Origin of the sequence: Paraburkholderia pallida, from assembly GCF_004524855.1 — a bacterium.
In the GTDB taxonomy this organism is placed as follows: Bacteria; Pseudomonadota; Gammaproteobacteria; order Burkholderiales; family Burkholderiaceae; genus Paraburkholderia; species Paraburkholderia oxyphila.
In genome coordinates this window covers 516,460-541,647 of the sequence record NZ_CP038149.1, presented here as the reverse complement: position 1 = coordinate 541,647, position 25,188 = coordinate 516,460, and the positions used below count along the sequence as shown (strand labels likewise).

The window sequence follows — 25,188 nt, the reverse complement described above, 5'->3', positions numbered from 1 at the left end:
GGCCGCACCGCGAATTTTCAAGCTGCTTCGAAACGAAACGCTTCCAGGCACTTAGACCTGGGTCCGGGCCCTCGGCACGGCCATGCGCGCAATGAGGGCCCAGAAGCCGGATGCCCTGGCGGGCAAGCGGCGCACTTCTGGCGATGCGCCTACGCCGCCCGCTTCTGCCTGCGCGCGCGCACGGCTTGCGCCAGCGACTCCAGCACCGGCTGCGTCTGCGCCCAGCTGATGCAGGCATCGGTGATCGACACGCCACGCGCGAGCGGCACGCCCGGCGTGAGGTCCTGGCGCCCTTCTTCCAGATGGCTCTCGATCATCACGCCCACGATGCGTTCCTCGCCGCCCGCGAGTTGCGCGCCGATATCTTGCGCGACCTCGATCTGGCGCCGATGCTGCTTGCTCGAATTCGCGTGCGAGCAATCGATCATCACGTGCTCGCGCAGCCCGGCCTTCGCGAGCGCCGCGGAGCACGCCGCCACCGATGCCGCATCGTAGTTCGGCCCGCTCTTGCCGCCGCGCAGGATCACGTGGCAGTCGTTGTTGCCGCGCGTCTCGAAGATCGCGGCCATGCCCATTTTCGTCATGCCCATGAAGGCGTGGCTCGCGCGCGCGGCGACGATGGCGTCCGCCGCGATCTGCACGCCGCCGTCGGTGCCGTTCTTGAAGCCGATCGGGCACGACAGCCCCGAGGCCAGTTGCCGGTGGCTCTGGCTCTCCGTCGTGCGCGCGCCGATCGCGCCCCACGCCACCAGATCGGCGATGTACTGCGGGCTCAGCAAGTCGAGGAACTCCGTGCCCGTGGGCAGGCCGAGCGCGTTGATGTCGAGCAGCAACTGGCGCGCGGCGCGCAAGCCTTCGTTGATACGGAAGCTCCCGTCGAGGCGCGGGTCGTTGATATAGCCCTTCCAGCCCACGGTCGTGCGCGGCTTCTCGAAGTACACGCGCATGACGACGAGCAGGTCGTCCTTGAGCCGGTCGGCCTCGCGCTTGAGCAGTCGTGCGTATTCGATCGCCTGGTCGTGGTCGTGGATCGAGCACGGCCCGACCACCACCACGACGCGGTCGTCGCGATGCGCAAGCACCTCGCCGATTTGCGCGCGGCTCGTTTCCACGAGCGTCTGCGTGGCGTGCGGCACCGGCAGCTCGTCGAGCAGCAGCGCGGGCGAGATCAGCGGACGCACCGCGCCGATGCGCACGTCGTCGATGCGGGTGGAGTCTTCGGTGGCGTCGGCGAAGCCGACTTCCTGGTCGTGCTGCGGATTGTCGATACGGCTCAAGATGCTCTCCTTCGCTTGGGCGCCTCGCCGCGGCTCGAGCGCCGCGCGGGACAAGCCACGATTATCGCATCCGCCACGCGGCCTGCTGGAATCTCGATAGGGGTCTAGATAGAGAAAGAGGCGGCACGAAGCCGCCTCCCAGAGAGCCATCACGCGGGATGAAACGCCGGGCCTTGAACCGAGCCCGGCGCGCCATCAATTCGCTTGTCCGCCCAGCGGATAGCCCTTGCCGGCGAGACGCCGGCCGATGCGCACGAGCGCGAGCCACTGCTGGGCGATCAGCCCCTCGCCGTAGTTCACGCCGCGGCCTTGCGGCGCGGGCAACTGCTCGCGGATGCCGGTGGGCTCGAGCGCCTTGTTCCACGAGGCCGTGCGGAACATCACGTCCCACCACGGAAACAGCACGCCGAAATTGCAGCCATAGCGCGTGCCCTCGTGGCCGTAGCCCACCGCGTGATGGCGGCGGTGAAACGCCGGGCTCACGAGAATGCGCTCGAGCAGCCAGCCGAATTCGAGGCGCGCATTCACGTGCTGCACGCTCTGCAGGAAGTTGCTCACGGCGATCAGCACGACGAACTGCGAAGGCGGCACGCCGATAAACAGCGAGATGCCCGCGAAGAACGCGGCCTGGACGATGTCGTCGATGAAATGATTGCGATCGTCGCACCAGAGCGACATCTGCTGCTGGCTGTGATGCACCGCGTGCAACTCCCACCAGACGCCGAAGCGATGCTGCCAGCGGTGATACCAGTAGCCCGCGAAATCGAGCACGATCAAATAGATCATGAACGAGACGATGGGCTTGTCGGTCACGCCGGGCCAGAGGCTGTCGACGTCGATGTTCGGCACGTTGTAGATCGCCATCAGGCTCTGCCAGTGATTGAACAGCGGCGTGAGCAGGAAGAAGAACGCGATGTTCAGAATGCCGAGCTTGGCGATCCACGTGTACCAGACGTCGGCGCGCAGCGCCTTGCGGTCGCGCCACGGCTCGGCCGGGCGCAGCGCCTCGAGCGGACGCAGCAGCAGATACGACGCGCAAATCTGCAGCGCGCCCACGATCACCCAGTAGAGCGCGTCGTAGGTGTCCTCGTCGTAGCCCATCAGGCCGACCTTGTAGAAGATCGGCTGGACCACGTCCACGTAGACGAGCGTCTGCAACCAGGAAACGAGGTTGTCGGCTTGCGTCAGCAACGTATCGAGCATCGAATCTCCCGGGCGTCAGTCAGGATTGGGCGCATACACCGGCGCGCTGTTGGCGAAATAGATGCCGTGCGGCGAGCGGCCCACGGCGATCGTGTCGATCAGCTTGCGCGTCGTAAGGTCGATGATGCCCACGTGCTTGGCGAAGCGGAACGTTACCCACAGATAGCGTTTGTCGGCGGAAAGTTCCATGTCGTCGGGGCCGGGGCGCAGGCCCGTGATGTCGGCGACCTTGGTGAGCGTGGTGTAGTCGAGAATGCTGATGGTGCTTTCCACGCGGTTCGACACGGCCACGTGCTTGCCGTCGTCGAGATTGCGGAAGTTGTGCGCGCCGCGGCCCGTCTGGATCCGCTTGACGACCGTGCGGCTATGCAGGTCCACCACGGCCACGTCGTCCTCGCCCGTCATGCCGACCAGCAGGTACTTGTCGCCGGGCGTCATCCACAGGCCCGCGGGCGTCTTGCCCACCTGCAGCTTCCAGGCCACCGTCTGCGTGGGCAGATCGATCGCGGCCACTTCGCCGGTGTCCTGCAGCGTCACGTACGCGGTCTTGCTGTCCGAGGAGAAGTTGATGTGGCTCGGCGTCTTCGCGAGCGGGATGCGCTTCACGAGCGTGACGTCATGGCCGTTGTAGCTGTAGATGTCCACGCGATCGAGACGCAGGCCCGCCGTGACGAACCACTTGTGGTCGGGCGAGAAGCCGAGCTGGTACGGGTCTTCGATGCCTTCCACGCGGCGCTGCACCTTGCCCGTGTGCGGGTCGAGGAACATCAGGTCGTTCGAGACCGAATCGGCCACGATGAGCGACTGGCCATCGGGCGTGATCATCAGGTGATGCGGCTCCTTGCCGGTGGGCTCGGTGCCGACCACGGTGCGGCTCGCCTCGTCGATCAGCGAGAGCTGCGCCTCGCCGGAATCGAGCACGATGACTTTGTCGTTTGCGTTGACGTTGCCGCCGGCATGAGCCAGTGCGCTAAAGGCGAGCGAGCCAAGGAACACCGCCGCTGCTACGCGGTTCCTGGTAGGGGTAAGGATCGGGAAATGTGGCATTTCGTAAGGAAGTAAAGCGCTGCAGTCCGGTGACCGCAAGCGCAGAAAGCACGCTCGGAGCCGGTTTGTGCTGAGATAGATGCTGGCGCGCCGCAAAACGGCCGAAAGCCAGACGAAATCTCGCTCGAATTGACACAAACCAGCGGGCAGCGAACCCGGCGCGCGGGACATCTGATTAACGCGCGAGGATCATTTTCCGATGACGCGCAACTGGCCTGCAACTGCCCTTTTTAAGCGCTTTTCACGGGCCGCGCGCTGCTTTGGCCCCTGAATCGCGGCTTGAACCTCGACGAGGCGTTCATGCATCACCGAACCCGCGAAGACAGCCTGCATGACCCGCCGGGCGGACTCTCCGAGCGCACGGCGCGCAAGGTGCGCGAGGCGCTCGAAGGACGCCGGCGCGGCGCCGCGCTGCTGCTGCCGCTCGCGGGGCCCGCGGTGATCGTCTCCGTGGCCTACATGGACCCCGGCAACTTCGCGACCAACATCCAGGCGGGCGCGCGCTACGGTTATACGCTGCTGTGGGTCGTGCTGCTCGCGAATCTCGTCGCCATGCTGTTCCAGGCGCTCTCCGCGAAGCTCGGCATCGTGACCGGCTGCAATCTCGCAGAGCTGTGCCGCGCGAACCTGCCCGCCCCGCTCGTCTGGCTCATGTGGGTCGTGAGCGAGATCGCCGCCATGGCCACCGACCTCGCCGAATTCCTCGGCGGCGCGATCGGGCTGGCCCTGCTCCTGCATCTGCCGCTGCTCGCCGGAATGGGCGTCACCGCGCTCGTCACTTACGCGCTGCTGTTCTTCGAGCGCGCGGGCTTTCGTCCGCTCGAGCTCGTCATCGGCGCGCTTGTGTGCGTGATCGGCCTGTGCTATTTGCTGGAGCTTTTCATCACGCCCGTCGACTGGCGTGGCGTGCTCGGGCACCTGGCCACGCCGCGCCTGCCCGACGCGCAGGCCGTGACGATCGCCGTGGGCATCGTCGGGGCCACGGTCATGCCGCATGCGCTCTTTCTGCACTCCGGGCTCACCCAGGCGCGCGTGCAGCCGCGCGACGACCACGAGCGCAAACGTCTGCTGCGCTTCTCGAACATCGAGGTGGCGATCGCGCTGTCGTTCGCCGGGCTCATCAACATGGCGATGGTGATCATGGCGGCGGCGGCCTTCCACCTGGGCCACGCCGACGTGGCCGAGATCGGCACCGCGTGGCACACGCTCGCGCCCCTCTTCGGCATGGCGGCGGCCAGTATTTTTCTCGTTTCGCTGATCGCCTCGGGCCTGTCGAGCTCGGTGGTGGGCACGCTTGCGGGCCAGATGATCATGCAGGGCTTCGTGGGCTTCCAGATTCCGCTCTGGCTGCGCCGCGTCGTGACCATGGCGCCGAGTTTCGCGGTGGTGGGCCTCGGCGTGAACGCCACCGAGGCGCTCGTGGTGAGCCAGGTGGTGCTCAGTTTCGCGTTGCCGTTTCCGATGGCCGCGCTCGTCTGGTTCACGAGCCGGCGCGATGTCATGGGGGCCTACCGCAGCGGCGCGGCGCTCGCGTGGCTCGCGGTGCTGGGCGCGGTGGCCGTGCTTGCGCTCAATGCGCTGCTGCTGTTGCAGACCTTCGGTGTGAGCGTGCCCGGTCTCGGGTGAAGCGGTGCTGTGCGCTTTCGATGCCCCTGGCAAAGCAGCCGCTTGAAGCCAGCGCTTGACGGCTTCGGCGCGAAACGTGCAACACACGACGCCCGATTCGATCGATTCGCGCAATTCGCCAGGCATGCGTGCTCGAACCGTTCACCGACCGCACGGTCAGGGTGCAAATACCCGCGTTACGCGTGCAAACTCGCGCGAAACGATGCAACATTAGCCTTTTTCACCGCGCCCGCAGCCAAGCCGGGTGCAATCTTTGCAACGTTGCGCCACAACCGAACGACCCTGCCATGACGAATCAGCCTGTCCAAGCCGCGCCCGAACTGCCCGTCGACATGATCATCTTCGGCGGCGGAGGCGACCTGGCCGCGCGCAAACTGCTCCCCGCGCTCTACATGGCGCATCTGCACGGCAACCTGCCGCCTGACACGCGCATCATCGCCGTGGGCCGCAAGAACTGGACCATCGACGACTACCGCGCGTTCATGGACGAGCAGTCGCGTCCGTTCATCGACGCCAAGGCCTTCGACGCTCAAGCGTGGGACCGCTATCTGAGCCTGTTCCAGTATGTGATCATCGACGTGAATGCACCCGGCGATTACGAACGCCTCGCCGAGGCTTCGCGCAAGCATGCGCTGCGCGTGTTCTATCTCTCGACCTCGCCCGAGCTCTTCACGACGATCTGCGACAACCTCTCGTCGGCGCATCTGCTCGACAAGCACTCGCGCGTCGTGCTCGAAAAACCGCTCGGCCACGATCTCGCTTCGGCCAAGGAGATCAACGCTTCGGTTGGCCGCCATTTCGCGGAATCGCAGATCTACCGGATCGACCACTATCTCGGCAAGGAGACGGTGCAGAACCTGATGGTGCTGCGCTTCGGCAATCCGATCTTCGGGCCGCTGTGGCAGGCGCCGTATATCCGCAGCGTGCAGATCACGGTGGCGGAGACGGTGGGCGTGGGCAGCCGCGCGGGCTTCTACGACCACACCGGCGCGCTGCGCGACATGGTGCAGAACCACCTGCTGCAACTGCTGTGCATCGTGGCGATGGAGCCGCCCGTCTCGCTCGACCCGGACGCCGTGCGCGACGAAAAGCTCAAGGTGCTGCGCTCACTGCGGCCGATGTCGGTGGCCGACATCGCGCGCGACACCGTGCGCGGCCAGTACGCGGCGGGCGCCGTGGATGGCCAGCCGGTGAAGGGCTACCTCGAAGAAGACAACGTGCCGGCGGGCAGCAAGGCGGAAACCTTCGTGGCGCTGCGCGCGCACATCAACAACTGGCGCTGGGCCAACGTGCCGTTCTTCCTGCGCACGGGCAAGCGCATGCAGAAGCGGCAGTCGGAGATCGTGATCGAATTCGCGGACCTGCCCTTCTCGATCTTCCCGACCGGGCCGCGCAACTATGGCAACCGTCTCGTGATCCAGCTTCAGCCCGAAGAGTCGATCCAGTTGCAGATGCTCGCGAAGGAGCCGGGCAGCGGCATGAACATGCTGCCGGTGAACCTGAATCTCGATCTGCAGCAGGCCATTCCGGAGCGCCGCGCGGAAGCCTACGAGCGTCTGCTCGTCGACGTGATCCGCGGGCGCCTCACGCACTTCATGCGCCGCGACGAACTGGAAGCGGCCTGGAGCTGGGTGGAGCCGATTCTCGAAGGCTGGAAGGAGCTCAACGACCGCCCGCGCGTTTATACGGCGGGCACCTTCGGACCGGCTGCTTCTTCGGCGCTGCTCGCGCGCGAGGGCATGTCGTGGGCCGAGGAGGCTTGAGGCGGTTTGATGCAGCGTGAGGCGGCCTGAGGCCGTCTTGCGCTGGCGCCTGATGATGCGCGCCGTGCCTGCTGCGCGGCGCGCATAGCGTGTACCGTTACGAACGGTCGCCGCGCGGTGGTGATGCGTCGCGGCTTCGGGAACGCTAGCGCTGCTTGCCGCCGTCGCGGGCTTGCGCACCCTCGGCGCTCGCCCGGTCGGGGCGGAACAGATCGAGCCCCGCGAAAACCACCACGCCGCTCAGTGCCATCATCGGCACCGAATGCCGGCCCAGATAGAGAATCGCGGCAGCGAGCCACGTCGAAGCAAAAAAGGCAGCCATGCGCCGCATGATGAAACTCCAAAACTCATAATGCGCGAAGCGACGGCGCGTCTGCCCCGCGTGCTACCCGCGTGTGTATCCCGCCGCAACCGCGGCTCTGCGCCCGCTCACACCCGCAACAGGCGTTAGCCTAGCGTCGCGCGCACCGTGCGCAGCCGGCTCACGGTGTCCACGAACGCCTCGCCGCCCAGCGAGCGCTTGATGCGGCCCGTGACCTGCGCGCTCGCGTGATTGAGCGGCTCGCGTATCGCCGTGGCTTGCGGCGTGGGCACGAACGCCACCTCGCGCTGGTCGCCGACGGTACGCTGACGCGCCACATAGCCGCGCGCCTCGAGCCCGTCGAGCACGCGCGTGGCCGTGGGCCGCGCGATGGACAGCAGATCCGCCAGCTCACGCTGCAGCGAACCGGGCCGCTCGAGCACCGCGCGCAGCATGAAACCTTGCGGCGGCGTGAGACCAAAAGGCTCGAACGCCTCGGACCACTCGCGTTCGAGCCGGCGTGCGAGCGCCGACGTGTTGAAGTAAAGACACTGATCGAACATGGCCACAGGATACCCCGTTGTCGTTAGCTATGCAACCAACTCGACACGATAAGGCCCTGATTCAAGCGCTTTTCGAAGTCTTCCTATACGACCTTCATGTTCGGCTGCCGCGCTTCCTCGTCAGGTGATTTATCGGTAGTGCGAATTTATTACTCCCCGGCCAGGCAAGCCAGATGGTCGCCCCGTCGAAAAACAAACGAGCGTACGGATTTTTCGCGTATCCGTTATGATGTGAGCGAATCGACATCGCCTCACCGCTCCACACCACTCCAACGGAGACATCGATGCAGATGCGTTGTTATTGCGTGACCCACCACGGCCAGCCGCTCGAACTCGTGCAGCGCGACACGCCGCAACCGAAGGGCACCGAAGTGCTCGTGCGCGTGAAGGCTGCGGGACTTTGCCATTCGGACCTGCACATCTGGGAGGGCTACTACGACCTGGGCGGCGGCAAGAAGCTCTCGCTCGCCGACCGCGGCATCAAGCTGCCGCTCACGCTGAGCCATGAGATCTGCGGTGAAGTGGTCGCGGCGGGCCCCGAGGCCGGCGACGCGAGGGCCGGCACGATGGCGGTCGTGCATCCGTGGATTGGCTGCGGGCAGTGCGCGGCGTGCCTGCGCGGCGAGGAAAACATTTGCACGAAGCCGCAATCGCTGGGCGTGATGCGCGACGGCGGCTTTGCCGACTATGTGATCGTGCCGCATCCGCGCTATCTGGTCGAACTCGGCGGCCTCGACCCCGTGAAGGCCGCGCCGCTCGCGTGCGCGGGCGTCACCACGTTTTCGGCGATCAAGAAGTTCGGTGCGCGCATCCATGAGGATCCGGTTGTGATCATCGGCGCGGGCGGCCTTGGCATGATGGCCATCGAGGTGCTCAAGGCGCTGGGCGCGAAAGGCGCCATCGTGGTGGACGTGGATGCCGCCAAGCGCGAGGCCGCGCTAAAGGAAGGCGCGGTTGCTGCCATCGATGCGCGCGCACCCGATGCCGTCGAGCAGGTCGTCAAGGCCACGGGCGGCGGCGCCCGTGCCGTGCTCGATCTCGTGGGCGCGACGCCCACTGTGAAGCTTGCGATCGATGCGTGCGCGCGCGGCGGGCATGTAGTGGTGGTTGGATTGATGGGCGGTGATATCACGCTCTCGTTGCCGATTATTCCTATGCGGCCGCTCAGGATTGAAGGTAGTTATGTGGGCACGCTGCCCGAGTTGCGTGAGCTTGTCGCGCTGATGCGTGAGGGTAAGATGCAGGCATCGCCGGTGTTGAGCCGGCCGCTCGGTGAGATTAATGAGGCGCTCGAGGCGCTGGCGCAAGGTAGGGTTGTCGGGCGACAAGTGATGGTGCCTTAAGAGGCGAGGCGCGATTTTCTCGCGCGGTTTCCCTTCGCGGTTCCTTGTTTTGCATACGGGATGCAGGCGTTGCCCCTGTGCGGGGCGGCACCTACTTTTCTTTGCAGCCGCAAAGAAAAGTAGGCAAAAGAAAGCGGCTCACACCGCTAGTGTGACGCCGTCCACCACTGCCCTTATTATCGGAGCGGCTCCGGGGCATCCGTCACCTCGCGCACTCCACCTAAGTGACAAAGGACTCATACTTCCCGCCACGCGCTACGCGCGGGCGGCGGGGTCTGCAAGCAAAACCGCGCGGGCTGGCCGGCGATTGCGCTAGGGGCGCCACTCGGTAAATGCAGGGCGGTGCTAACCGGTGAATGCGTTGGGGTGCTAACTGGAGAATGCACGGGCGTGCTGGCTGGCGAATGCGTGGGCGTGCCGCTGATCGAATACGCTGGAGTCCTACGAAAACAGGTGTATCCCACTGGTTTTGGCTATGCCCCACGGCGCGCGTAGCGCCGCCGGATGGATGAGCCCTTAGTCACTCCGATATACGTCCCGTGATGGCAGACGCTCCGGAGCCGCTCCGATAGACAGGGCAGTGGTGGACTGCGTCACACTGGCGGTTTGAGCGGCTTTCTTTTGCCTACTTTTCTTTGCCGCGGCAAAGAAAAGTAGGTGCCGCCCCGCACAGGGGCAACGCTTGCGGCCCGCCGCGAATACAAGTTAAGGCCAAAACAAAAACCCGCGCCAAAAGGCGCGCCCGAGCAAAGCCGTGCTCACCGAGCGGCATCCCCAAGCCGATAGGCGGCGCTCGCTTCATCCAACCGCGCCTTCAGCGCGGGATCGATCTCGAGATCGGCGGCCGCGATCGACGCATCGAGCTGCTCCGGCTTGCTAGCCCCAATAAGTGCAGAAGTCACGAGCGGATTAGCCAGCACCCACGCGATCGACGCGGTAGTAATCGACTGCCCAGCCTCCCCAACGATGCCCCGCAGCGTCTCGATGGTCTCGAACTCACGCGCGTGCCAATAACGATCGTGATACATCTTCCCAGCCACGCCCACGCTCTGCGTAAAACGCCCTTCAGCAGGCGCGCTATCCTCGCGATACTTGCCGGTCAAGAGCCCACCCGCAAGCGGGTTATACGGAATCACCGCAAGCCCCTCTTCACCCGCGAGCGGCAGCAGTTCGCGCTCAATCTGCCGAAACAGCAGGTTGTAACGCGGCTGCACCGATACAAAGCGCGCCACGCGCAACACATCCGCACGGCCAAGCGCGCGTGCGAGCCGGTAAGCAAGGAAGTTCGACACGCCGATATAGCGCGCCTTGCCCGCACGCACGATCGTATCGAGCGCCTCGAGCGTTTCATCGAGCGGCGTGCTCTGGTCGTCGGAATGCAGCTGATAAAGATCGACATAGTCGGTGCCCAAGCGCCGCAGCGAGGCGTCGATCGCATCGAGCAGATGCTTGCGCGACGCACCCTGATCCCACGGCGACGGCCCGACCTTGCCCACAGCCTTGGTCGCCACGATGAAGCGCTCGCGCCGCCCCTTGAGCCAGCGCCCGACAATCTCCTCGGTGCGCCCGGCGTGCGTTTCGCCGCCGCCGAGCGGATAGACATCGGCGGTGTCGATGAAGTTGATGCCGGCGTTGGCGGCCTTGTCGAGAATGAGACGGGACACGTCCTCTTCGGTCTGCAAGCCGAAGGTCATCGTGCCGAGGCACAGACGCGAAACAGTCAGGCCAGTATGGCCAAAACGGCGGTATTGCATCGAATGCTCCTCTTTCTGGCGGTGCGTTGCATTGCGTTGCGCTCAGCGCGCCTCAGAGGCGCGCGATGCTGCGAAGCATAGCGCGCTCGCGCCGAACCTGCCGGGCGCGGCAGCAGCGCCTTACGATAATGCAATGCGGGAATTCGATGAGGATCGCGCAAGGCGCGGCGCACCCGTCACCGCCCGGTAATGTTGCTGAAGGGCCGATCACCCGAATAGGCGGGCTCGGCAGGCTCTAATCGCGCCGTTGTCCGCCCGCGCCGTGTCGTAAGCTCGTAGCGTCCTTTATTTCGCCCGCCCCACCGTGACCTCGACGACCTCCGACGCGCCCATCCACTCCGACCGCCAGCAGGAAGCGAGCGCGCTCAGCGCGCAAGGCCGCTTCGCCGAGGCGTTCGCCGTGCTCGCGCCGCTTGTCGGCACGCACGCGCGCGCGGACGACGCAGCCCTCGCCGACTCGCTCCATCTGGCCGCGCTCTGCGCGCTGGGCACGGGCAAGACCGACGCGGCGCAGGCACTCTGGCAACGCTGCATCGACGCGAAGCCCGGGTTCGTGGACGCCTGGCACGGCCTCGCGGCGATGCTCACGGCGCTCGGCCAGTGGGCCGCCGCCGAAACGCTCTGGCAGCGCCTGCTCGCCGTGGACCCCGCGCACGCGGACGCGCACAGCAATCTCGGCATCGTGCTGCATCGCCTCGGGCGCGCGCAGGAAGCCGAGCTCGCGTATCGCATGGCGCTCGCGGGCCAGCCTGGGCACGTTGACGCCCAATACAACCTCGGCATCGTCCTGCACGAGGCGGGCCGCCGCGATGAAGCCGAAGCGGCCTACCGCGCCGCGCTCGCGGTCAACCCGCACTATGCTCGCGCGCACAACAATCTCGGCACCCTGCTGCGCGAGCTCGGACGCATCGACGAGGCCGAGGAGGCCTGGCGCCAGGCGCTGCTCGCCGAGCCGCAATACCCCGAGGCGCTGAACAATTACGGCTCGCTCCTCAAGTCGCTCGGCAGACTGATGGAAGCGGAGCTGGCGTGCCGTCTCGCGATCAAGATCCGGCCGGACTACGTCGAAGCGCTCAATAACCTGGGCTGCGTGCTCACGGACCTCAAGCGCCAGCCCGAAGCCGAGCTGTTCTACCGGCAAGCGCTCGCGCTGCGCCCCGACCACGTCGACGCGCACTACAACCTGGGCGTGACGCTGCAGCAACTCGAACGCTACCCCGAAGCCGAAGCAGCCTACCGCACAGCCCTGCGGCTCGCCCCCACGCGCGCGGAAGCGCTCAACAATCTCGGCTGCATGCTCGGCATGCTGGGTCGCCTGCCCGAAGCGCTCGAGACGCTTCGCGCGGCGCTCGCCAGCAATGCCGATATCGCGCAGGCCCATTTCAACCTGGGCGGCGTATTGAAGGAGCTGGGCGCGCTGGAGGAAGCCGAGGCCGCATACCGCCGCGCGATCGCGCTCTCGCCCGATTACGGCGACGCCGTGTTTCGCCTCGCCACGCTGCTCATCACGATGGGCCGCTACGAGGAAGGCTGGCGACTCTATGAGCGGCGCTACGAAAACACCGGCTTCGTGCATTTCGCTTCGCGCGCAATGTTGAGCTGCGCGCATTGGCAAGGCGAGCCGCTCGCCGGAAAGTCGCTGCTGCTCTGGCAGGAAGACGGCCTCGGCGACATGCTGCAGTTCGCCCGCTACGCACGCCTCATCAAAGCGCAAGGCGCGGCGCATGTTGCGTTCGGCTGCGTCGATGCCCTGCACCGCGTGCTCGCGGACGTCGAAGGCATCGACGCCGTCTACACCCACGCCGAAGCCACCGCGCGCGCCGCTCAGTTCGACTACTGGGCGAGCCCGCTGAGCATGCCGCTGCGCCTCGCCACGACCATCGACACGACGCCGCCGCCAACCTGCTTCGCTGCCGACCCCGCGCTCGTGCGCAAGTGGGCCGCGCGGCTCGACACGCTGGGCGACGGCCCGCGCATCGGGCTCGTGTGGAAGGGCAATCCGAAGCATCACAACGACCAGCATCGCTCGGTTCCCTCGCTCGCGGCGCTCGCGCCGATCTGGAGCGTGCCGGGGCTGAAGTTCGTGAGCCTGCAAAAAGGCGCGGGAGAAGACGAAGCGCAAGCGGCGCAGCACGCGGGCGCCGACGCGCCGCAGCCGATCCTGCACCTCGGCACCGAGATTGGCGATTTCGTGGACACGGCTGCCATCGTCGCGCAGCTCGATCTGCTGATCTGCGTGGACACCTCGACGGCCCATCTGGCCGCCTCGCTCGGCACGCCCTGCTGGGTGATGCTGCCGGGCCGCGATGTGGACTGGCGCTGGCTCCACGTGCGCGAGGATTCGCCGTGGTATCCGCAAACGGTGCGGCTCTTTCGGCAGGCAGTGGACGAAACGTGGAGCGCGCCGATCGAGCGCGTACGGCAGGCGTGTGTGGAGCGATTCAGCCGGTAAGGCCCGGCGCGCGCGAAAAGCGCGGGCACGCCAGAGCCGGATTCAGTCCCACATGTTGCGGAATGCGACGGCAGCGATCACCGGCACGCAAAGCACGAGCGGAATCGCGAAGTAAGGCATCTCGCGATCGACAACCCAGCTGCGGATCAGCCAGCCAATGCCGAGCGCGAGCGTGAGAATCCCCACGAGCGCAGTCAGGGTATTCAGCAGCCAGGTGGGCGGCGGCTTGCGCTTTTTCTTCTCTTCCGTGGGAGACGGTTTCATTGGGGCGTTGAGAGTCGCTTTGAGCGCTTGAGCATCCCGACCGGGACGCCGATCAGACAATTTTACTCTCGATGCCCTGCGGCAAGCAGATGGGGACAGGTTCTGACCGGCCAAGCGCAATACGCTTTTTGTGGCGCCAGAAAAGAAAAAGCCCGCCTGATTGGGCGGGCTGAATCCATATCAGGAGGAGACATGGAGGAGACGAATTGATTCTAGGGTTTTCCCTAGGCATTTGCAAGCGTTTTTTGTGGGGCCATGTTCATTCGTTGAAATTCGGGCAATTCGCGGCTTTTTCTTACCGTTACATTACGCTTTTTATTTAATGTTTACTAACTTTTCATCGGCAAAAGCGCTAGCACTTTGAATGATGAATGCCGGCGCAAACAAGGCGCGCTGCACTGGCTTTACCTCGCAGGTAATCGATTCAGCTCCCTTCCCGCCCTATCCTCGTTACCGGTTCACACCCATTCCCATGTGCCCGCGAGGATAACCATGACGACCTACGCCATCGCCCATCTGCATCAAACCGATCTTTGCGCCGACATCGTCGAATATCTGGAGAAGATCGACGCCACGCTCGCGCCGTTCGGCGGCCGCTTCATCATCCATGGCGGCCCCGTGGAACGGCTCGAAGGAAAGTTCAGGGGCAATCTGATCGTCATCGAGTTCGACGACCACGAGCGCGCACGCGCCTGGTACGACTCACCGGCCTATCAAACCATCCTGCCGCTGCGCACGCGGCACGCGAGCGGCGATGTGTTCTTGATCGACAAAGTCGCGCAGCCGCATCGCGCCACCGATGTGCTCGAAGGCGTTGCCGTGCCTGCGGCCAGGACGGTGTGAACCGGTGTTGCCATCGCCACGCGTACTTGTAGTAGGCAATGGGGGGCAAGCGCCCGCGTTACGGTCATCCAAGCGTGCCGCGTTGTTGCTGGTCCTGCTCCTGCGACTCGAACAGGGCTTTGAAATTGCCCTCTCCAAAGCCATCTTCGCCGCGCCGTTCGATGATTTCGAAGAACACCGGCCCAATCTGGCGCCTGGTAAAGCGCTGCAGCAGCAGCTTGCGCGGCCCCTTGCCGTCGACCAGGAGACCGCTTTGCGCGAGGCGCTTGACGTCAAGGCCGTGTCCTGGGAGACGCGCATCCAGGCCGTCGTAGTAGTGCTGTGACGGCGCAGTCATGAATTCAATGCCTGCGGCGCTGAGCTTGCGTATCGTGTCCTCGATGTCGGACGTCAGCAGCGCGATATGCTGGATCCCCTCGCCGCCATAGTCGCGGATAAACTCGTCGTTCTGGTTGAGAACGCCGGGTTGGTCGTGCGCAGCGGCCGCTACCGGAATCGACACGCGGCCACAGGCGCTCACCATCGAACGAGCCCGCATGCCGGACAAGTGGCCCTTGACCTCGAGATATTGCTTCTCCGCGAAACCAAACGTATCGCGATAGAAGTTCGCCCACTTGTCCAGGTTCTCGGGATGGACGATGTTCGACGTATGGTCGACGGCCAGAATGCTGGCGTCGCCCTCCGGCGTATTGCGCGCTTCGACGGGCAGCGAAAAGTCCGCCATGAAATCGGTGTCGACGAAGTAGACGAGGCTCGCGCCGATGCCCAGAATCGCCGGCGCGTCGACGACGAACTCGCCTTCGACATCGGCCAGGGCCGCAAGCGCGCCGCCGGCCAGTGCCTGCTCGTGGGCCCGCCTCGCGTTGTCGACGCGAATGCCGATTGCGCGCACCGACGGACCATGCTTTTGCTCGAACGCGTTCGGGTTCCCGTTGACGAGGAACACGGCTGCGCCTTGCGTCATCAGCCACACACCGGTCTTCGATTTGCCACGGAGACGGAACCCAAGGTGTTCGAAGCGCTCGACGAGTTCCATCGGGCGTGATGAAACGAATTCGACAAAGGCGAATCCATCCGTTTTGACTTGCGTGCTCATTTTATTAAATAGCATTCCTGAATATATGAAGAGAAATCAGCCACGCGGCGCGGACTCGCTCAGTTGCGCGTCGCGGCGACGACCTTGATTTCGACGATGAGCTCGGGACGCGCAAGCGCAGCGATGCCGAGAATGGTCCACGCTGGAAAATCCGAACGGATATAGCGCTCCTTCACTTCGCGGAACACCGCCAGTTGAGAACCGACATCGACGTGGTACGTAACCAGCTCGACGACATCCGTAAAGTCGAGACCCAAATGCTCGAGCACAGCCTCGATGCGCCTGAACGCGACATCGATTTGCTCTTTCGGGTCTTGCGGAATTGTCCCGTCGGCACGCAGACCGATTTGACCGGCGATGAAGACCAGCCCGTTGGCCGTTACGGCGGGCGAATACTGGAACAGGTCGAAAATGCGGTTGCTTCCGAAAGTGGCGTCGTCCTCAGGAAGACGCAGGCGCTCGATTTGGCTCATGGCAGTCCTTCAATCGTGGTGGAAAGGTGTGAACCCAGCGTGCCCCACTCTACGTGACCGACCAGACCGCCGTCTGTATAGCGAGTTACCAAATCAGCCGAAAAGTTTCGAACGGTCCAGCACCCAGATACGCCGCTGACGCAATTCAATCGCCCCGAGTGTCGTCAGCCGCTTCAGGGCGCGCGTGACTGTGACACGGGTCGCACCTGTCATTGCGGCGATTTGCTCGTGAGTCAGGGGAATGGGTATGAGCGTACCGTCCTCGCGCTTTTCCCCGTACAACTCCGTCAGCCTGCCCAGTAACTCCCCGATTCGCATTTCTGGTTTCGGAAGCGCAAGGTATTGAATGCGCGAGGCGAGAATTCGCTGCTTGATCGCGACGATACGCATGAGAGAAATGGCAAGCTCAGGGTTGGACGGAATCGCTCCGGTAATCACCCTGATATCGAACTCTATAAGCTCTGAACGCTCCGCTGCGATGGCCGTCGCGATGCGAGGCAAGCCATCCATGGCTGGGGACTCGCCGAACATCGCCCACGGCCCCATCATCTCGAGCATGAACTCGGTGCCGTCACTCTGGAAGATTGAAACCTGGATGCGGCCCGACAGCAGGAAGTAGAACGTGAAGCCAAGCTCGCCCTGACGGTAGATCGTGGCGCCCTTCTCGACCTTGATCTTCCGGCCGAGATGAGCAGCACGAATCCACACGCCTGCTGTGGCGTCGTCCATGTGCCAGGTTTCCGTCGTCGTCAAAGCACTCTTGCTCAAACTTGTCCCCTTCCTGTTTGCGCGTGGCGCACCCGATTTTCCCACGTCATAGAAAGCAATACGAAAGCATCGGGAAGATTGCTCCGAAACACTAGCACTCGTTTCTGTTCAGGATTTCCGCGGCAGATCGCATTCACGGAAAAAACGTTTGCAAAAGAATATTCATCGCGCGCAAACGTTTTCACTGCTTTCACAATTCTTTCTTCGATACTGGCGAAACTGTGCGCCGACCCATTCTCTCGCCCCTATCACGAGAACGGAAGCGCACATGCAAACACGCCCTTTCGCGCAGTCACTGGCCAGCACGACAGCCGTTGTGCTGGCAACCATCATGCTTGCTGCATGCGGCCCGGGCAGCAGCGCGACATCGCAAGCTGCCGTCACAAACGCGCAAGCGCGTTCCAACGCCGCGACGCAAGCGCAGGATGTAGACGCGCCACTGCCGCCGGCTATGGCCTCGACGGACACCGTGGCCAACGGCTTTGGCGCATCGGCCCTAAACGGCGCCAGCGCTGCAAACGCCGCCGATTTCGCCAGCAGCCCGGTAGCGAGCGTGCAGGCAAGTCTCGCGGCCGATAGCGAACAAGTCGCACCCGTCATGAGCTACGCGCCCGGGGACGACCCACCGTCGAGCACCGGCAACCATTCCAGCAGCACCGCAACGACGAGTCAGTAATCCACCCGCAGTGTGCCTATGTCTGTGCGTATGCACACTCACCCCATCGACAAGCAGAAAGGTGAACCACAATGACGTCAACCAGCCGTCGCCGTTTCTTGCAGACCGTTGCTTCCTCGGGCGCCGCCGCCGCGGCGATGACCGTATTGCCCGAATCGATCCGCAATGCGCTCGCCATTCCGGCGTTCTCGCGCACCGGCTCGATCCGCGATGTCGAGCACATCGTGGTGTTCATGCAGGAAAACCGCTCCTTCGACCACTACCTCGGCCACCTGCGCGGCGTGCGCGGCTATAACGACCGCCTGCCGATTCCGCTGCCTGGCGGCCAGCCGGTCTGGTATCAGCCCTCGAAAGAAGACGCGACGAAGCCCGTGCTGCCGTTCCACCTCGACACGCAGACCACGAGCGCGCAATGCGTGGGCGACCTCGATCACTCGTGGTACCCCACCCACTACGCGATCAACAATGGCGCGTACAACCAGTGGCCGCAGTACAAGACCGACATGACGATGGGGTATTACCTGCGCGCGGACATTCCGTTCCACTACGCGCTGGCCGATGCATTCACCGTCTGCGACAACTACTTCTGTTCGCTGCCGGGACCCACGCACCCGAACCGCTCGTACCTCATGACGGGCATGGTCGACCCGACGGGCACGATGGGCGGCCCGCTGCTCGACAACAACGACTATGTGGACGGCGACGTGCCGCCCACCTACCAGTTGCTCTCGTGGACGACCTACCCCGAGCGCCTGCAGGCCGCCGGCATCTCGTGGCAGATCTACCAGCAGGGCACGAACGGCAGCGACCCTCTGAACGGCAACTACGGCACCAACATCCTGCAGAACTTCGCCAACTTCATCAACGCGCAGCCGGGCTCGGCGCTCTATCAACGTGCGCAGACCGTTCGCACGATCGCCGACCTCAAGAACGACGTGCTCGCGAACAAGCTGCCGCAAGTCTCGTGGCTGCTGCCGCCGGCCGCATTCTCCGAGCATCCGAAATACACGCCCGCTTACGGCGCCGAATACACCTCGCAGATTCTCGACGCCCTTACTTCGAACCCCGAAGTATGGAGCAAGACCGTGCTCTTCATCATGTACGACGAGAACGACGGCTTCTTCGATCACGTGGTGCCGCCGCAGCCGGCCACCACGCCGGCGCAGGGCAAGTCGACCGTGAGCGTGGACGGCGAGATCCATAACGTCGTGAATCCGGGGCGCGGCGGCAAGTACACGGCCGACGGCCTGCCCTACGGCCTCGGGCCGCGCGTGCCGATGACGATCGTCTCGCCCTGGAGCAAGGGCGGCTTCGTCTGCTCGCAGGTGTTCGATCATACCTCGGTGATTCGCTTCATCGAGGCGCGCTTCGGCGTGCACGAGCCGAACATCACGGCGTGGCGCCGTGCGGTGTGCGGCGACCTCATGACGGCCTTTGACTTCCGCACGCCCGACGCGAGCATGCCGACGCTGCCGGACACGAGCAACTACATGACGCTCGCGAACAACCAGTGCTCCGCGAACCCCGCGCCGACCGTGCCGGCCACGCCGGGCCCAATCGACCCGCAGGAGCCTGGCGTGCGCTACGCGCGTGCCTTGCCGTACGAATTGCATGTGAACGCCCAAGTCGACACGGCGAAGAACGCGCTCTCGATCACGTTCGCGAACAAGGGCCGCCAGGGCGCGCACTTCTACGTGTACGGCACGAACCGCAGCGACGGCCCGTGGCGCTACACCGTGGAAGCGGGCAAGTCGCTCGACGACACGTGGGACCTGAGCGTGACCAACGGCGTCTACGCGTTCGAGGTGTACGGCCCGAACGGCTTCGTGCGCCGCTTCTCCGGCACCGTCAGCACCGCTACGGCTGCCCAGCAAGGCCATGGAGTTAAAGGCGGCACGCCGCAGCCCGAAGTCGCGGCGCATTACGACGTGGCGAACGGCAACCTGTTCCTGAAGTTCACGAACACGGGCGGCGGCATCGCGCGCCTCACGGTGACGGACAACGCCTATGGCGCACGCGAGCGCCTGCTGGTGGTGCCGGCTGGCGCGCACATCGAGGAGCCCTGGGTGCTGGCCGCGAGCCACCACTGGTACGACCTCACGGTCACGAGCCGCGACGACACGACCTTCGCGCGCCGCTACGCGGGCCACGTCGAGAACGGCAAGCCGAGCATCAGCGATCCGGCCGCGGTCGCGCCCGTGACGCAACTGAGCTGACACGCGCGGCGGCAACGCCAGAACCGCCCCTGAATACAGGGACTCAATACAGGGGCTAACCGCCAGGGCCTTCGACCTCCTCGAAGGCCCTGCGCATTTGGCGCGCCAGCAGAACCTGAGAAGCGGTGGCAGAATAGAAAGCTTTCCGGCATTTTCCCGGCCACGGCGCCCCACGCGTTGCCGCGCGCGGCGCCCGCTTCCCCACCGTTGCACCGTTGAAGAGGATCGTCCCATCATGAGTTCCAGCGTGAAGCCCTATCCGGATACCCAGATTTACGTCGACGGCGCATGGCGCGCCGGCGCGAAGACGATTGCCGTGGTCGACCCCGCCACCGAGGCGGAGATCGGACGCCTGAGCCTCGCCAGCGAGCAAGACCTCTCGGACGCCGCCGAGGCCGCCGCGCGCGCCTTCAGCGCATGGCGCAAGGTCTCGCCGCTCGAGCGCAGCAAGCTGATGCGCCGCGCCGCCGACCTGCTGCGCGAGCGCGCCTGCGAGATCGCCGCGATCATGACGCGCGAGCAAGGCAAGCCGCTTGCCGAAGCGAAGGGCGAAACGCTCGCGGGCGCCGACGTCATCGACTGGTTCGCCGAAGAAGGCCGCCGCACCTATGGCCGCGTGGTGCCCTCGCGCACGGACGCGGTCCGCCAGATCGTCACGCGCGAGCCGGTGGGCCCGGTCGCCTGCTTCACGCCCTGGAACTTCCCGCTCAATCAGGCCGTGCGCAAGGTGTCCGCCGCGCTCGCGTCGGGCTGCACCGTCGTGCTGAAGGGACCGGAAGAAACGCCCGCGAGCTGCGCGGCGCTGGTGCAGGTGTTCGTCGACGCAGGCCTGCCCCAGGGCGCGCTCAACCTCGTGTTCGGCGTGCCTTCGGAAGTGTCGTCCTACCTGATCGCGCACCCGGCCATCCGCAAGATCTCGTTCACGGGCTCGACGCCAGTGGGCAAGCTGCTCGCCTCGAAGGCCGGCGAGCACATGAAGCGCGCGACGATGGAGCTCGGCGGCCATGCGCCCGCCATCGTGTTCGCCGATGCGGACATTCCGCGCGCCGCGAAGCTGCTCGCCGGCGCCAAGTTCCGCAACGCGGGCCAGGTGTGCATTTCGCCCACGCGCTTCATGATCGAAGACGCCGCCTACGACGAGTTCCTCGAGCACTTCGTGGCGGCCACCAAGGCGATCAAGGTGGGCAACGGCCTGACCGAAGGCGTGCAGATGGGGCCGCTCGCGAACGACCGCCGCCTCGCCGCGATGGAGCGCCTCGTGGCCGACGCGCGCGAGCACGGCGCGAAGGTCCTGACTGGCGGCGAGCGCGTAGGCCGCGAAGGCTACTTCTTCGCCCCCACGGTGCTGACCGACGTGCCGCTCTCCGCGCGCATCATGAACGAAGAGCCGTTCGGCCCGCTCGCGCCCGTTGCGCGCTTCTCGCGCTATGAAGATGCGGTGGCCGAAGCGAACCGTCTGCCCTACGGCCTCGCCGCGTATGCCTATACGCGCTCGAGCGCGACTTCGGCGGCGCTCTCGGAAGACATCGAAACGGGCATGCTGTCCATCAACCACCACGGCCTCGCCCTGCCCGAAGTGCCGTTCGGCGGCGTGAAGGATTCGGGCTACGGCTCCGAAGGCGGCACCGAGGCGATGGAAGCGTATCTCGTGACGAAGTTCGTCACCGAGCATCGTTGATTGGCCAACGCGCTGCGCGTGGGGGTTTCCGCGCGCGGCGCTTGGGTTGCATGCGTTACGTCTCCGGATAGCCGCGCGGATATCGCGGCAATCCATCAGCCAGTCGAATCCACGCGAGCTGCTGCGACGTCCAGGTGTGGTGCTCGGGCGGCGCCTCGTCCGGGTTATCGAGCGTGCCGGTGGCCACATCGACCTCATCGGCAAACGCCGCGTTGCGATAAATGAGCGGCGTACCGCAATCGGGGCAAAAACTGCGCTCCACATGCGCGCTCGACGCATACGTCTTCGGTGCGCCCGCAACGAATCTGAACGCCGCACGTGCGACGCTCATCCAGCCGACCAGAGGCGCCCCGGACGCGCGCCGGCAATCCGCACAATGACACACCGTATTGCCGATTGCTTCGCCTGAAATTTCATAGCGGATCTTTCCGCATAAGCAGCCGCCAGTCAGCATCGCGCCCTCCCAGTTCTGTTTCTGGCGACTTGCAATCGCCTTACACCCATTCCATCCTGCGCGCGCAAATTCGAATGGAATAGATCGCCTGCTCGTCCTGTTGACACCCACAACGGCCTCAAAGCCCTTCTACAGGACCGATCATGCCTCATCGCGCACTGATATGCCCATCGCGCCCGCGCGACCGCGTAGCGCTTTCCGCTGTTTTTCCCTGGCCGCACGAACGCATGCAATTGGGGGGCGAGCCATGACCCGCACCACCATCTGCGTGCCGTGCCGGCTCGCGGCCATTGCGGCAGCGACAGCCTGCGCCTGCGCCGCCTTTGCGTGGACCGCCGGCTGGATCTCGCCGACGCGCGTGACTGCCCCTCACATCGTGAATACCTTCGAATCGAACTATGGCGTGCACCCCGGCTACCGGCGCAATCATGCCAAGGGGCTCTGCGTGGAAGGCACGTTCGAGAGCAACGGCAATGGTGCGCGCGTGTCGCGCGCCGCCGTGTTCGCGCCGGGCGACACGCCCGTTATCGGGCGCTTCGCGATTCCAGGGAGCAATCCGTCCGCGCCCGACGCCAGCACCCCCGTGCGCAGCATGGCGCTGCTGTTTCAGTTGAAAGACGGAGAGCAATGGCGCACCGGCATGAATTCCACGCCCGTGTTCGTCGTTCGCACCCCGAATCAGTTCTACCAGCAGCTCGTGGCCTCGAAGCCCGACCCCGCGACCGGCAAGCCGGACCCCGCCAAGCTCGACGCGTTCTTCCGCGCCAATCCGGAAACCCTGCCGTTCCGTCAATGGCTCAAGGCACACCCGCCTGCGTCCAGTTTCGCGAATACGGCCTTCTACGGCATCAATGCGTTCATTGCCACCGATGCGAACGGCAACACGCGTGCCGTCCGCTGGCAGGTGGTGCCGCAAACGCCGTTCGAGCCTGAAACGTCTGCCCAGAAAGCCGACCCGAATTTCCTCGCCGACGATCTCGACGCGCGGCTCGCACAAGGCCCGTTGCGCTGGCACCTCGTGCTGACGGTGGCCGCACCCGGCGACCCCACCAACGATGCCACGCTGCAATGGCCGGACGGACGCGAGCAGATCGACGCGGGCACGCTGGTGCTGCGTCAGGCGACGCCGCAACGCGAAGGCGCATGCCGCGACGTCAACTACGATCCGACTATCCTGCCCGACGGCCTGAAGCCTTCCGACGATCCACTGCTCGCTGCACGCTCGGCCGCCTATTCGGTCTCGTTCAACCGGCGCACGCATGAAGAAGCCGCGCGCTCACAGGAAAATGCGCAACCATGAAGACCCCTCGCTCGCATTTCAGTGCCCTTTCCCGGCTCCTGCACTGGTCCATGGCAGTCCTGATCGTCACCATGCTATTTGTCGGGGTGGGCATGGTCTCGACCGTTTCTCGGCTGCACAATACCTTGCTCGCGCTGCATCGTCCGCTAGGCATCGCGCTGCTCGTGCTCGTGATCGTGCGCCTCGCCGTACGCCTCCTGTACGGCGCGCCGAAACTGCCCGCCGACATGCCGGCGGTGCAGCGCCTGGCGGCGCATGGCTCGCACCTTGTGCTCTATCTGCTCATGATCGCCATGCCGCTGATCGGCTGGTCGATGCTCTCGGCCGGTGGGTATCCCATCGTGCTGGCCGGCGGCGTGCACCTGCCGCCCATCGCGCCGCACAGCGTCGTGCTGTACGCATGGCTGCGCGCGGCGCATACGTGGCTGGCGATGGCGCTGTACGCGACGATCCTGCTGCACGTCGCGGCGGCGCTCTTTCACGCGCTCATTCGCCGCGACGGTGTGTTCGCCAGCATGGCGCGCGGATAGCGCGTGAACTCATGACCCCATGCCTCACGCACCGGCGCGAACGGGGATTTGGCCAGGATGGCGTGGCGCCGCCCCGCTCAACTTGCGGTGCTGCGCCAGCCGAGGCCCAAGCTTTTCTGAAGCGAAACAAAGTCCTTGAGCAACTGGGCCTGCCCCGAAATCACGTCTTGCTGCGCGAGGAATTCGGAGCGCTGCGTATCGAGCAGGTCGACGAGGCTCGACGCGCCGGCGCGATAGCGCTGACGCATCAACGTAGCCGAGCGCTGCGCGGAATCCTGCACCTTTTGCAGCGTCACCAGATGCACGCGCTGGTAGCCATAGCGTGAGAGCGCGCCGTTCGCGTCTTGCAGCGCGGCAAGCACCGCCTTTTCGTAGCGTGCCTCTGCTTCGTCGCGCGCGGCCTCGGCGCCATGCACGGCGCCGAGCGTGCGGCCGAAGTCGAAGACATTCCACTGCAGATACGGCACGCCTACCCAGCTGAAATTGTTCTTGCGCAGCAGGTGCCCCGGGTCCGCCGCCGTGAAGCCCAGATCGCCGAACAGCGTGAGCTTGGGCAGAAAGTCGGCCACATGCTCGCCGATTTGCGCGTTGCTCGACGCGAGCCGGCGCTCGGCCGCGCGAATGTCGGGCCGCTGCGCGAGCATCGTCGCGGGGTCGCTCACCGGCACCGATGCAGGCAGCGCCGGCAGCGCACGTGGCGCGGCCAGTTCGGCATCGAGCGCGCCGGGCGCCTTGCCGGTCAGCACGGCCAGCTGGTCGAGCGACATCTCCACCTGTGCCGCGAGCGGCGCGAGTGTCGAGCGCGTGGTCTCGACCTGGGTCGTCAGCCGCTCGACATCCACCTCTGCCGCCGTTCCGCCGGCGCGACGCTGCTCGGTCAGCGTCAGCATCTGTTGCTGCAGGTCGGCGTTGCGTTGCGCAATCGCGAGGCGCTGCTGTTCGTCGCGCAGATCGATATAGGCCTGCGTCACTTCGGCAGCGAGCGAGACTTGCGCATCGGCGAGATCGGCCTGAACGGCATCGGCTTCATCGCTCGCCGCCTCGACCGCCCGGCGCGTGCCGCCGAACAGATCGATTTCCCACGAAGCGTCGAAGCCCGCCGTGTAGAACTGCAGCGGGCCGCGCCCCGACCCCGAGCTGCCCGGCTCCTGCGAGAACGCGTTGAGATTGGGCTCGCGCATACGCGGCGCGGCGGCGCTGGCCGAGATCTTGGGCATCTCGGCGGCCTGTTGCTGCTGCAATTGCGCGCGCGATTCACGCAGCCGCGCCTGAGCCGCCCGCAGATCGGGATTGTGGGCAAAAGCCGCGGCCACCAGCGCATTCAACTGCGGGTCATCGAACGCCAGCCACCATTCGCTGGGCGCGCGCTCGGGCGTCACGCCTTGCGCCGGCGTGCGAACGAAGGTTGCGGCGCTGGCCGCCTCCGGCGCGACCGCCGGTGCGCCGCGATAGTCGGGGCCCACGGTGCAGGCCGCGAGCGCACAGGCGGCAGCCAGCACGGTGAGCGGCGCGATTGCGGATCGGGAAGAGCGAAGTGCGGTCATGAGTCAGGAGTGAAAGC

General features: G+C 65.2%; 22 protein-coding genes. 10 read left to right on the top strand and 12 right to left on the bottom strand.

Features of this window, described 5'->3' with window-relative positions; genetic code table 11:
• Nucleotides 1-149: 149 nt before the first annotated feature.
• The 3 genes from E1956_RS17615 to E1956_RS17605 form a co-directional block, all read right to left on the bottom strand.
• Complete coding sequence (locus E1956_RS17615; RefSeq protein WP_134751431.1) at nucleotides 150-1,277, bottom strand: 3-deoxy-7-phosphoheptulonate synthase; 1,128 nt, start codon at nucleotides 1,275-1,277, stop codon at nucleotides 150-152.
• Nucleotides 1,278-1,472: 195 nt separating this feature from the next.
• A complete protein-coding gene (locus tag E1956_RS17610) occupies nucleotides 1,473-2,480 on the bottom strand; it encodes a sterol desaturase family protein (protein ID WP_134751430.1) in 1,008 nt (335 codons plus the stop codon).
• Nucleotides 2,481-2,495: 15 nt separating this feature from the next.
• Nucleotides 2,496-3,527: a YncE family protein gene (locus tag E1956_RS17605; protein ID WP_134751428.1), complete on the bottom strand. Its 1,032-nt coding sequence runs from the start codon at nucleotides 3,525-3,527 to the stop codon at nucleotides 2,496-2,498.
• A 300-nt stretch (nucleotides 3,528-3,827) separates the two neighbouring features.
• Here E1956_RS17605 and E1956_RS17600 point away from each other — a divergent pair, with 300 nt between their 5' ends.
• Entirely contained in the window at nucleotides 3,828-5,153 is a 1,326-nt protein-coding gene (locus E1956_RS17600; protein WP_134751426.1) for an Nramp family divalent metal transporter, read from the top strand.
• 287 nt (nucleotides 5,154-5,440) lie between these two features.
• On the top strand, nucleotides 5,441-6,916 hold the full coding sequence (gene zwf / locus E1956_RS17595) for a glucose-6-phosphate dehydrogenase (protein ID WP_134751424.1): 1,476 nt from the start codon (nucleotides 5,441-5,443) through the stop codon (nucleotides 6,914-6,916).
• 145 nt (nucleotides 6,917-7,061) lie between these two features.
• Here the strand turns inward: zwf and E1956_RS17590 are convergent, their stop codons facing one another.
• The gene (locus E1956_RS17590) at nucleotides 7,062-7,247 is read right to left on the bottom strand and encodes a hypothetical protein (RefSeq protein ID WP_134751422.1); all 186 of its coding nucleotides are present in this window, start codon (nucleotides 7,245-7,247) and stop codon (nucleotides 7,062-7,064) included.
• Between the two features lie 116 nt (nucleotides 7,248-7,363).
• Nucleotides 7,364-7,780, bottom strand: coding sequence for a MarR family winged helix-turn-helix transcriptional regulator (locus tag E1956_RS17585; protein WP_134754542.1), 417 nt, complete (start codon nucleotides 7,778-7,780; stop codon nucleotides 7,364-7,366).
• A gap of 284 nt (nucleotides 7,781-8,064) precedes the next feature.
• On the opposite strand from E1956_RS17585, the gene E1956_RS17580 reads away from it, so the two are divergent.
• A complete protein-coding gene (locus E1956_RS17580; RefSeq protein WP_418789289.1) occupies nucleotides 8,065-9,123 on the top strand; it encodes an alcohol dehydrogenase in 1,059 nt (352 codons plus the stop codon).
• Nucleotides 9,124-9,881: 758 nt separating this feature from the next.
• On the opposite strand, the gene E1956_RS17575 is transcribed toward E1956_RS17580, so the two are convergent.
• Entirely contained in the window at nucleotides 9,882-10,877 is a 996-nt protein-coding gene (locus E1956_RS17575) for an aldo/keto reductase (RefSeq protein ID WP_134751420.1), read from the bottom strand.
• A 304-nt stretch (nucleotides 10,878-11,181) separates the two neighbouring features.
• On the opposite strand from E1956_RS17575, the gene E1956_RS17570 reads away from it, so the two are divergent.
• Entirely contained in the window at nucleotides 11,182-13,329 is a 2,148-nt protein-coding gene (locus tag E1956_RS17570; protein ID WP_134751418.1) for a tetratricopeptide repeat protein, read from the top strand.
• 42 nt (nucleotides 13,330-13,371) lie between these two features.
• On the opposite strand, the gene E1956_RS17565 is transcribed toward E1956_RS17570, so the two are convergent.
• Nucleotides 13,372-13,593: a hypothetical protein gene (locus E1956_RS17565; RefSeq protein WP_134751416.1), complete on the bottom strand. Its 222-nt coding sequence runs from the start codon at nucleotides 13,591-13,593 to the stop codon at nucleotides 13,372-13,374.
• Between the two features lie 492 nt (nucleotides 13,594-14,085).
• Between E1956_RS17565 and E1956_RS17560 the strand changes: the two genes are divergently transcribed.
• Entirely contained in the window at nucleotides 14,086-14,436 is a 351-nt protein-coding gene (locus E1956_RS17560) for a DUF1330 domain-containing protein (RefSeq protein WP_134751414.1), read from the top strand.
• A 64-nt stretch (nucleotides 14,437-14,500) separates the two neighbouring features.
• Here the strand turns inward: E1956_RS17560 and E1956_RS17555 are convergent, their stop codons facing one another.
• The 3 genes from E1956_RS17555 to E1956_RS17545 all read right to left on the bottom strand — a co-directional run bounded on the left by E1956_RS17555 (nucleotide 14,501) and on the right by E1956_RS17545 (nucleotide 16,734).
• Nucleotides 14,501-15,532 (bottom strand): 4-hydroxyphenylpyruvate dioxygenase family protein, encoded by a 1,032-nt coding sequence (locus E1956_RS17555; RefSeq protein ID WP_134751412.1) that lies wholly within the window; start codon nucleotides 15,530-15,532, stop codon nucleotides 14,501-14,503.
• A gap of 59 nt (nucleotides 15,533-15,591) precedes the next feature.
• The gene (locus E1956_RS17550) at nucleotides 15,592-16,005 is read right to left on the bottom strand and encodes a RidA family protein (protein WP_134751410.1); all 414 of its coding nucleotides are present in this window, start codon (nucleotides 16,003-16,005) and stop codon (nucleotides 15,592-15,594) included.
• 93 nt (nucleotides 16,006-16,098) lie between these two features.
• Nucleotides 16,099-16,734, bottom strand: a complete 636-nt coding sequence (locus E1956_RS17545) for a Crp/Fnr family transcriptional regulator (RefSeq protein WP_134751408.1) — start codon at nucleotides 16,732-16,734, stop codon at nucleotides 16,099-16,101.
• A gap of 187 nt (nucleotides 16,735-16,921) precedes the next feature.
• Here E1956_RS17545 and E1956_RS17540 point away from each other — a divergent pair, with 187 nt between their 5' ends.
• From E1956_RS17540 to E1956_RS17530, 3 genes are all read left to right on the top strand, one after another.
• Nucleotides 16,922-17,449, top strand: a complete 528-nt coding sequence (locus E1956_RS17540) for a hypothetical protein (RefSeq protein WP_134751406.1) — start codon at nucleotides 16,922-16,924, stop codon at nucleotides 17,447-17,449.
• 71 nt (nucleotides 17,450-17,520) lie between these two features.
• Nucleotides 17,521-19,665 (top strand): phosphocholine-specific phospholipase C, encoded by a 2,145-nt coding sequence (locus E1956_RS17535; RefSeq protein ID WP_134751404.1) that lies wholly within the window; start codon nucleotides 17,521-17,523, stop codon nucleotides 19,663-19,665.
• 235 nt (nucleotides 19,666-19,900) lie between these two features.
• Complete coding sequence (locus E1956_RS17530; protein ID WP_134751402.1) at nucleotides 19,901-21,343, top strand: NAD-dependent succinate-semialdehyde dehydrogenase; 1,443 nt, start codon at nucleotides 19,901-19,903, stop codon at nucleotides 21,341-21,343.
• A gap of 55 nt (nucleotides 21,344-21,398) precedes the next feature.
• On the opposite strand, the gene E1956_RS17525 is transcribed toward E1956_RS17530, so the two are convergent.
• Nucleotides 21,399-21,797 (bottom strand): GFA family protein, encoded by a 399-nt coding sequence (locus tag E1956_RS17525; protein ID WP_134751400.1) that lies wholly within the window; start codon nucleotides 21,795-21,797, stop codon nucleotides 21,399-21,401.
• 247 nt (nucleotides 21,798-22,044) lie between these two features.
• Between E1956_RS17525 and E1956_RS17520 the strand changes: the two genes are divergently transcribed.
• Complete coding sequence (locus E1956_RS17520) at nucleotides 22,045-23,097, top strand: catalase family peroxidase (RefSeq protein WP_134751398.1); 1,053 nt, start codon at nucleotides 22,045-22,047, stop codon at nucleotides 23,095-23,097.
• Nucleotides 23,094-23,627 (top strand): cytochrome b, encoded by a 534-nt coding sequence (locus tag E1956_RS17515; protein WP_134751396.1) that lies wholly within the window; start codon nucleotides 23,094-23,096, stop codon nucleotides 23,625-23,627. The genes E1956_RS17520 and E1956_RS17515 overlap by 4 nt, the downstream gene beginning before the upstream one ends.
• A 77-nt stretch (nucleotides 23,628-23,704) precedes the next feature.
• Here E1956_RS17515 and E1956_RS17510 read toward each other — a convergent pair whose 3' ends face one another.
• A complete protein-coding gene (locus E1956_RS17510; RefSeq protein ID WP_134751394.1) occupies nucleotides 23,705-25,171 on the bottom strand; it encodes an efflux transporter outer membrane subunit in 1,467 nt (488 codons plus the stop codon).
• Nucleotides 25,172-25,188: the final 17 nt, after the last annotated feature.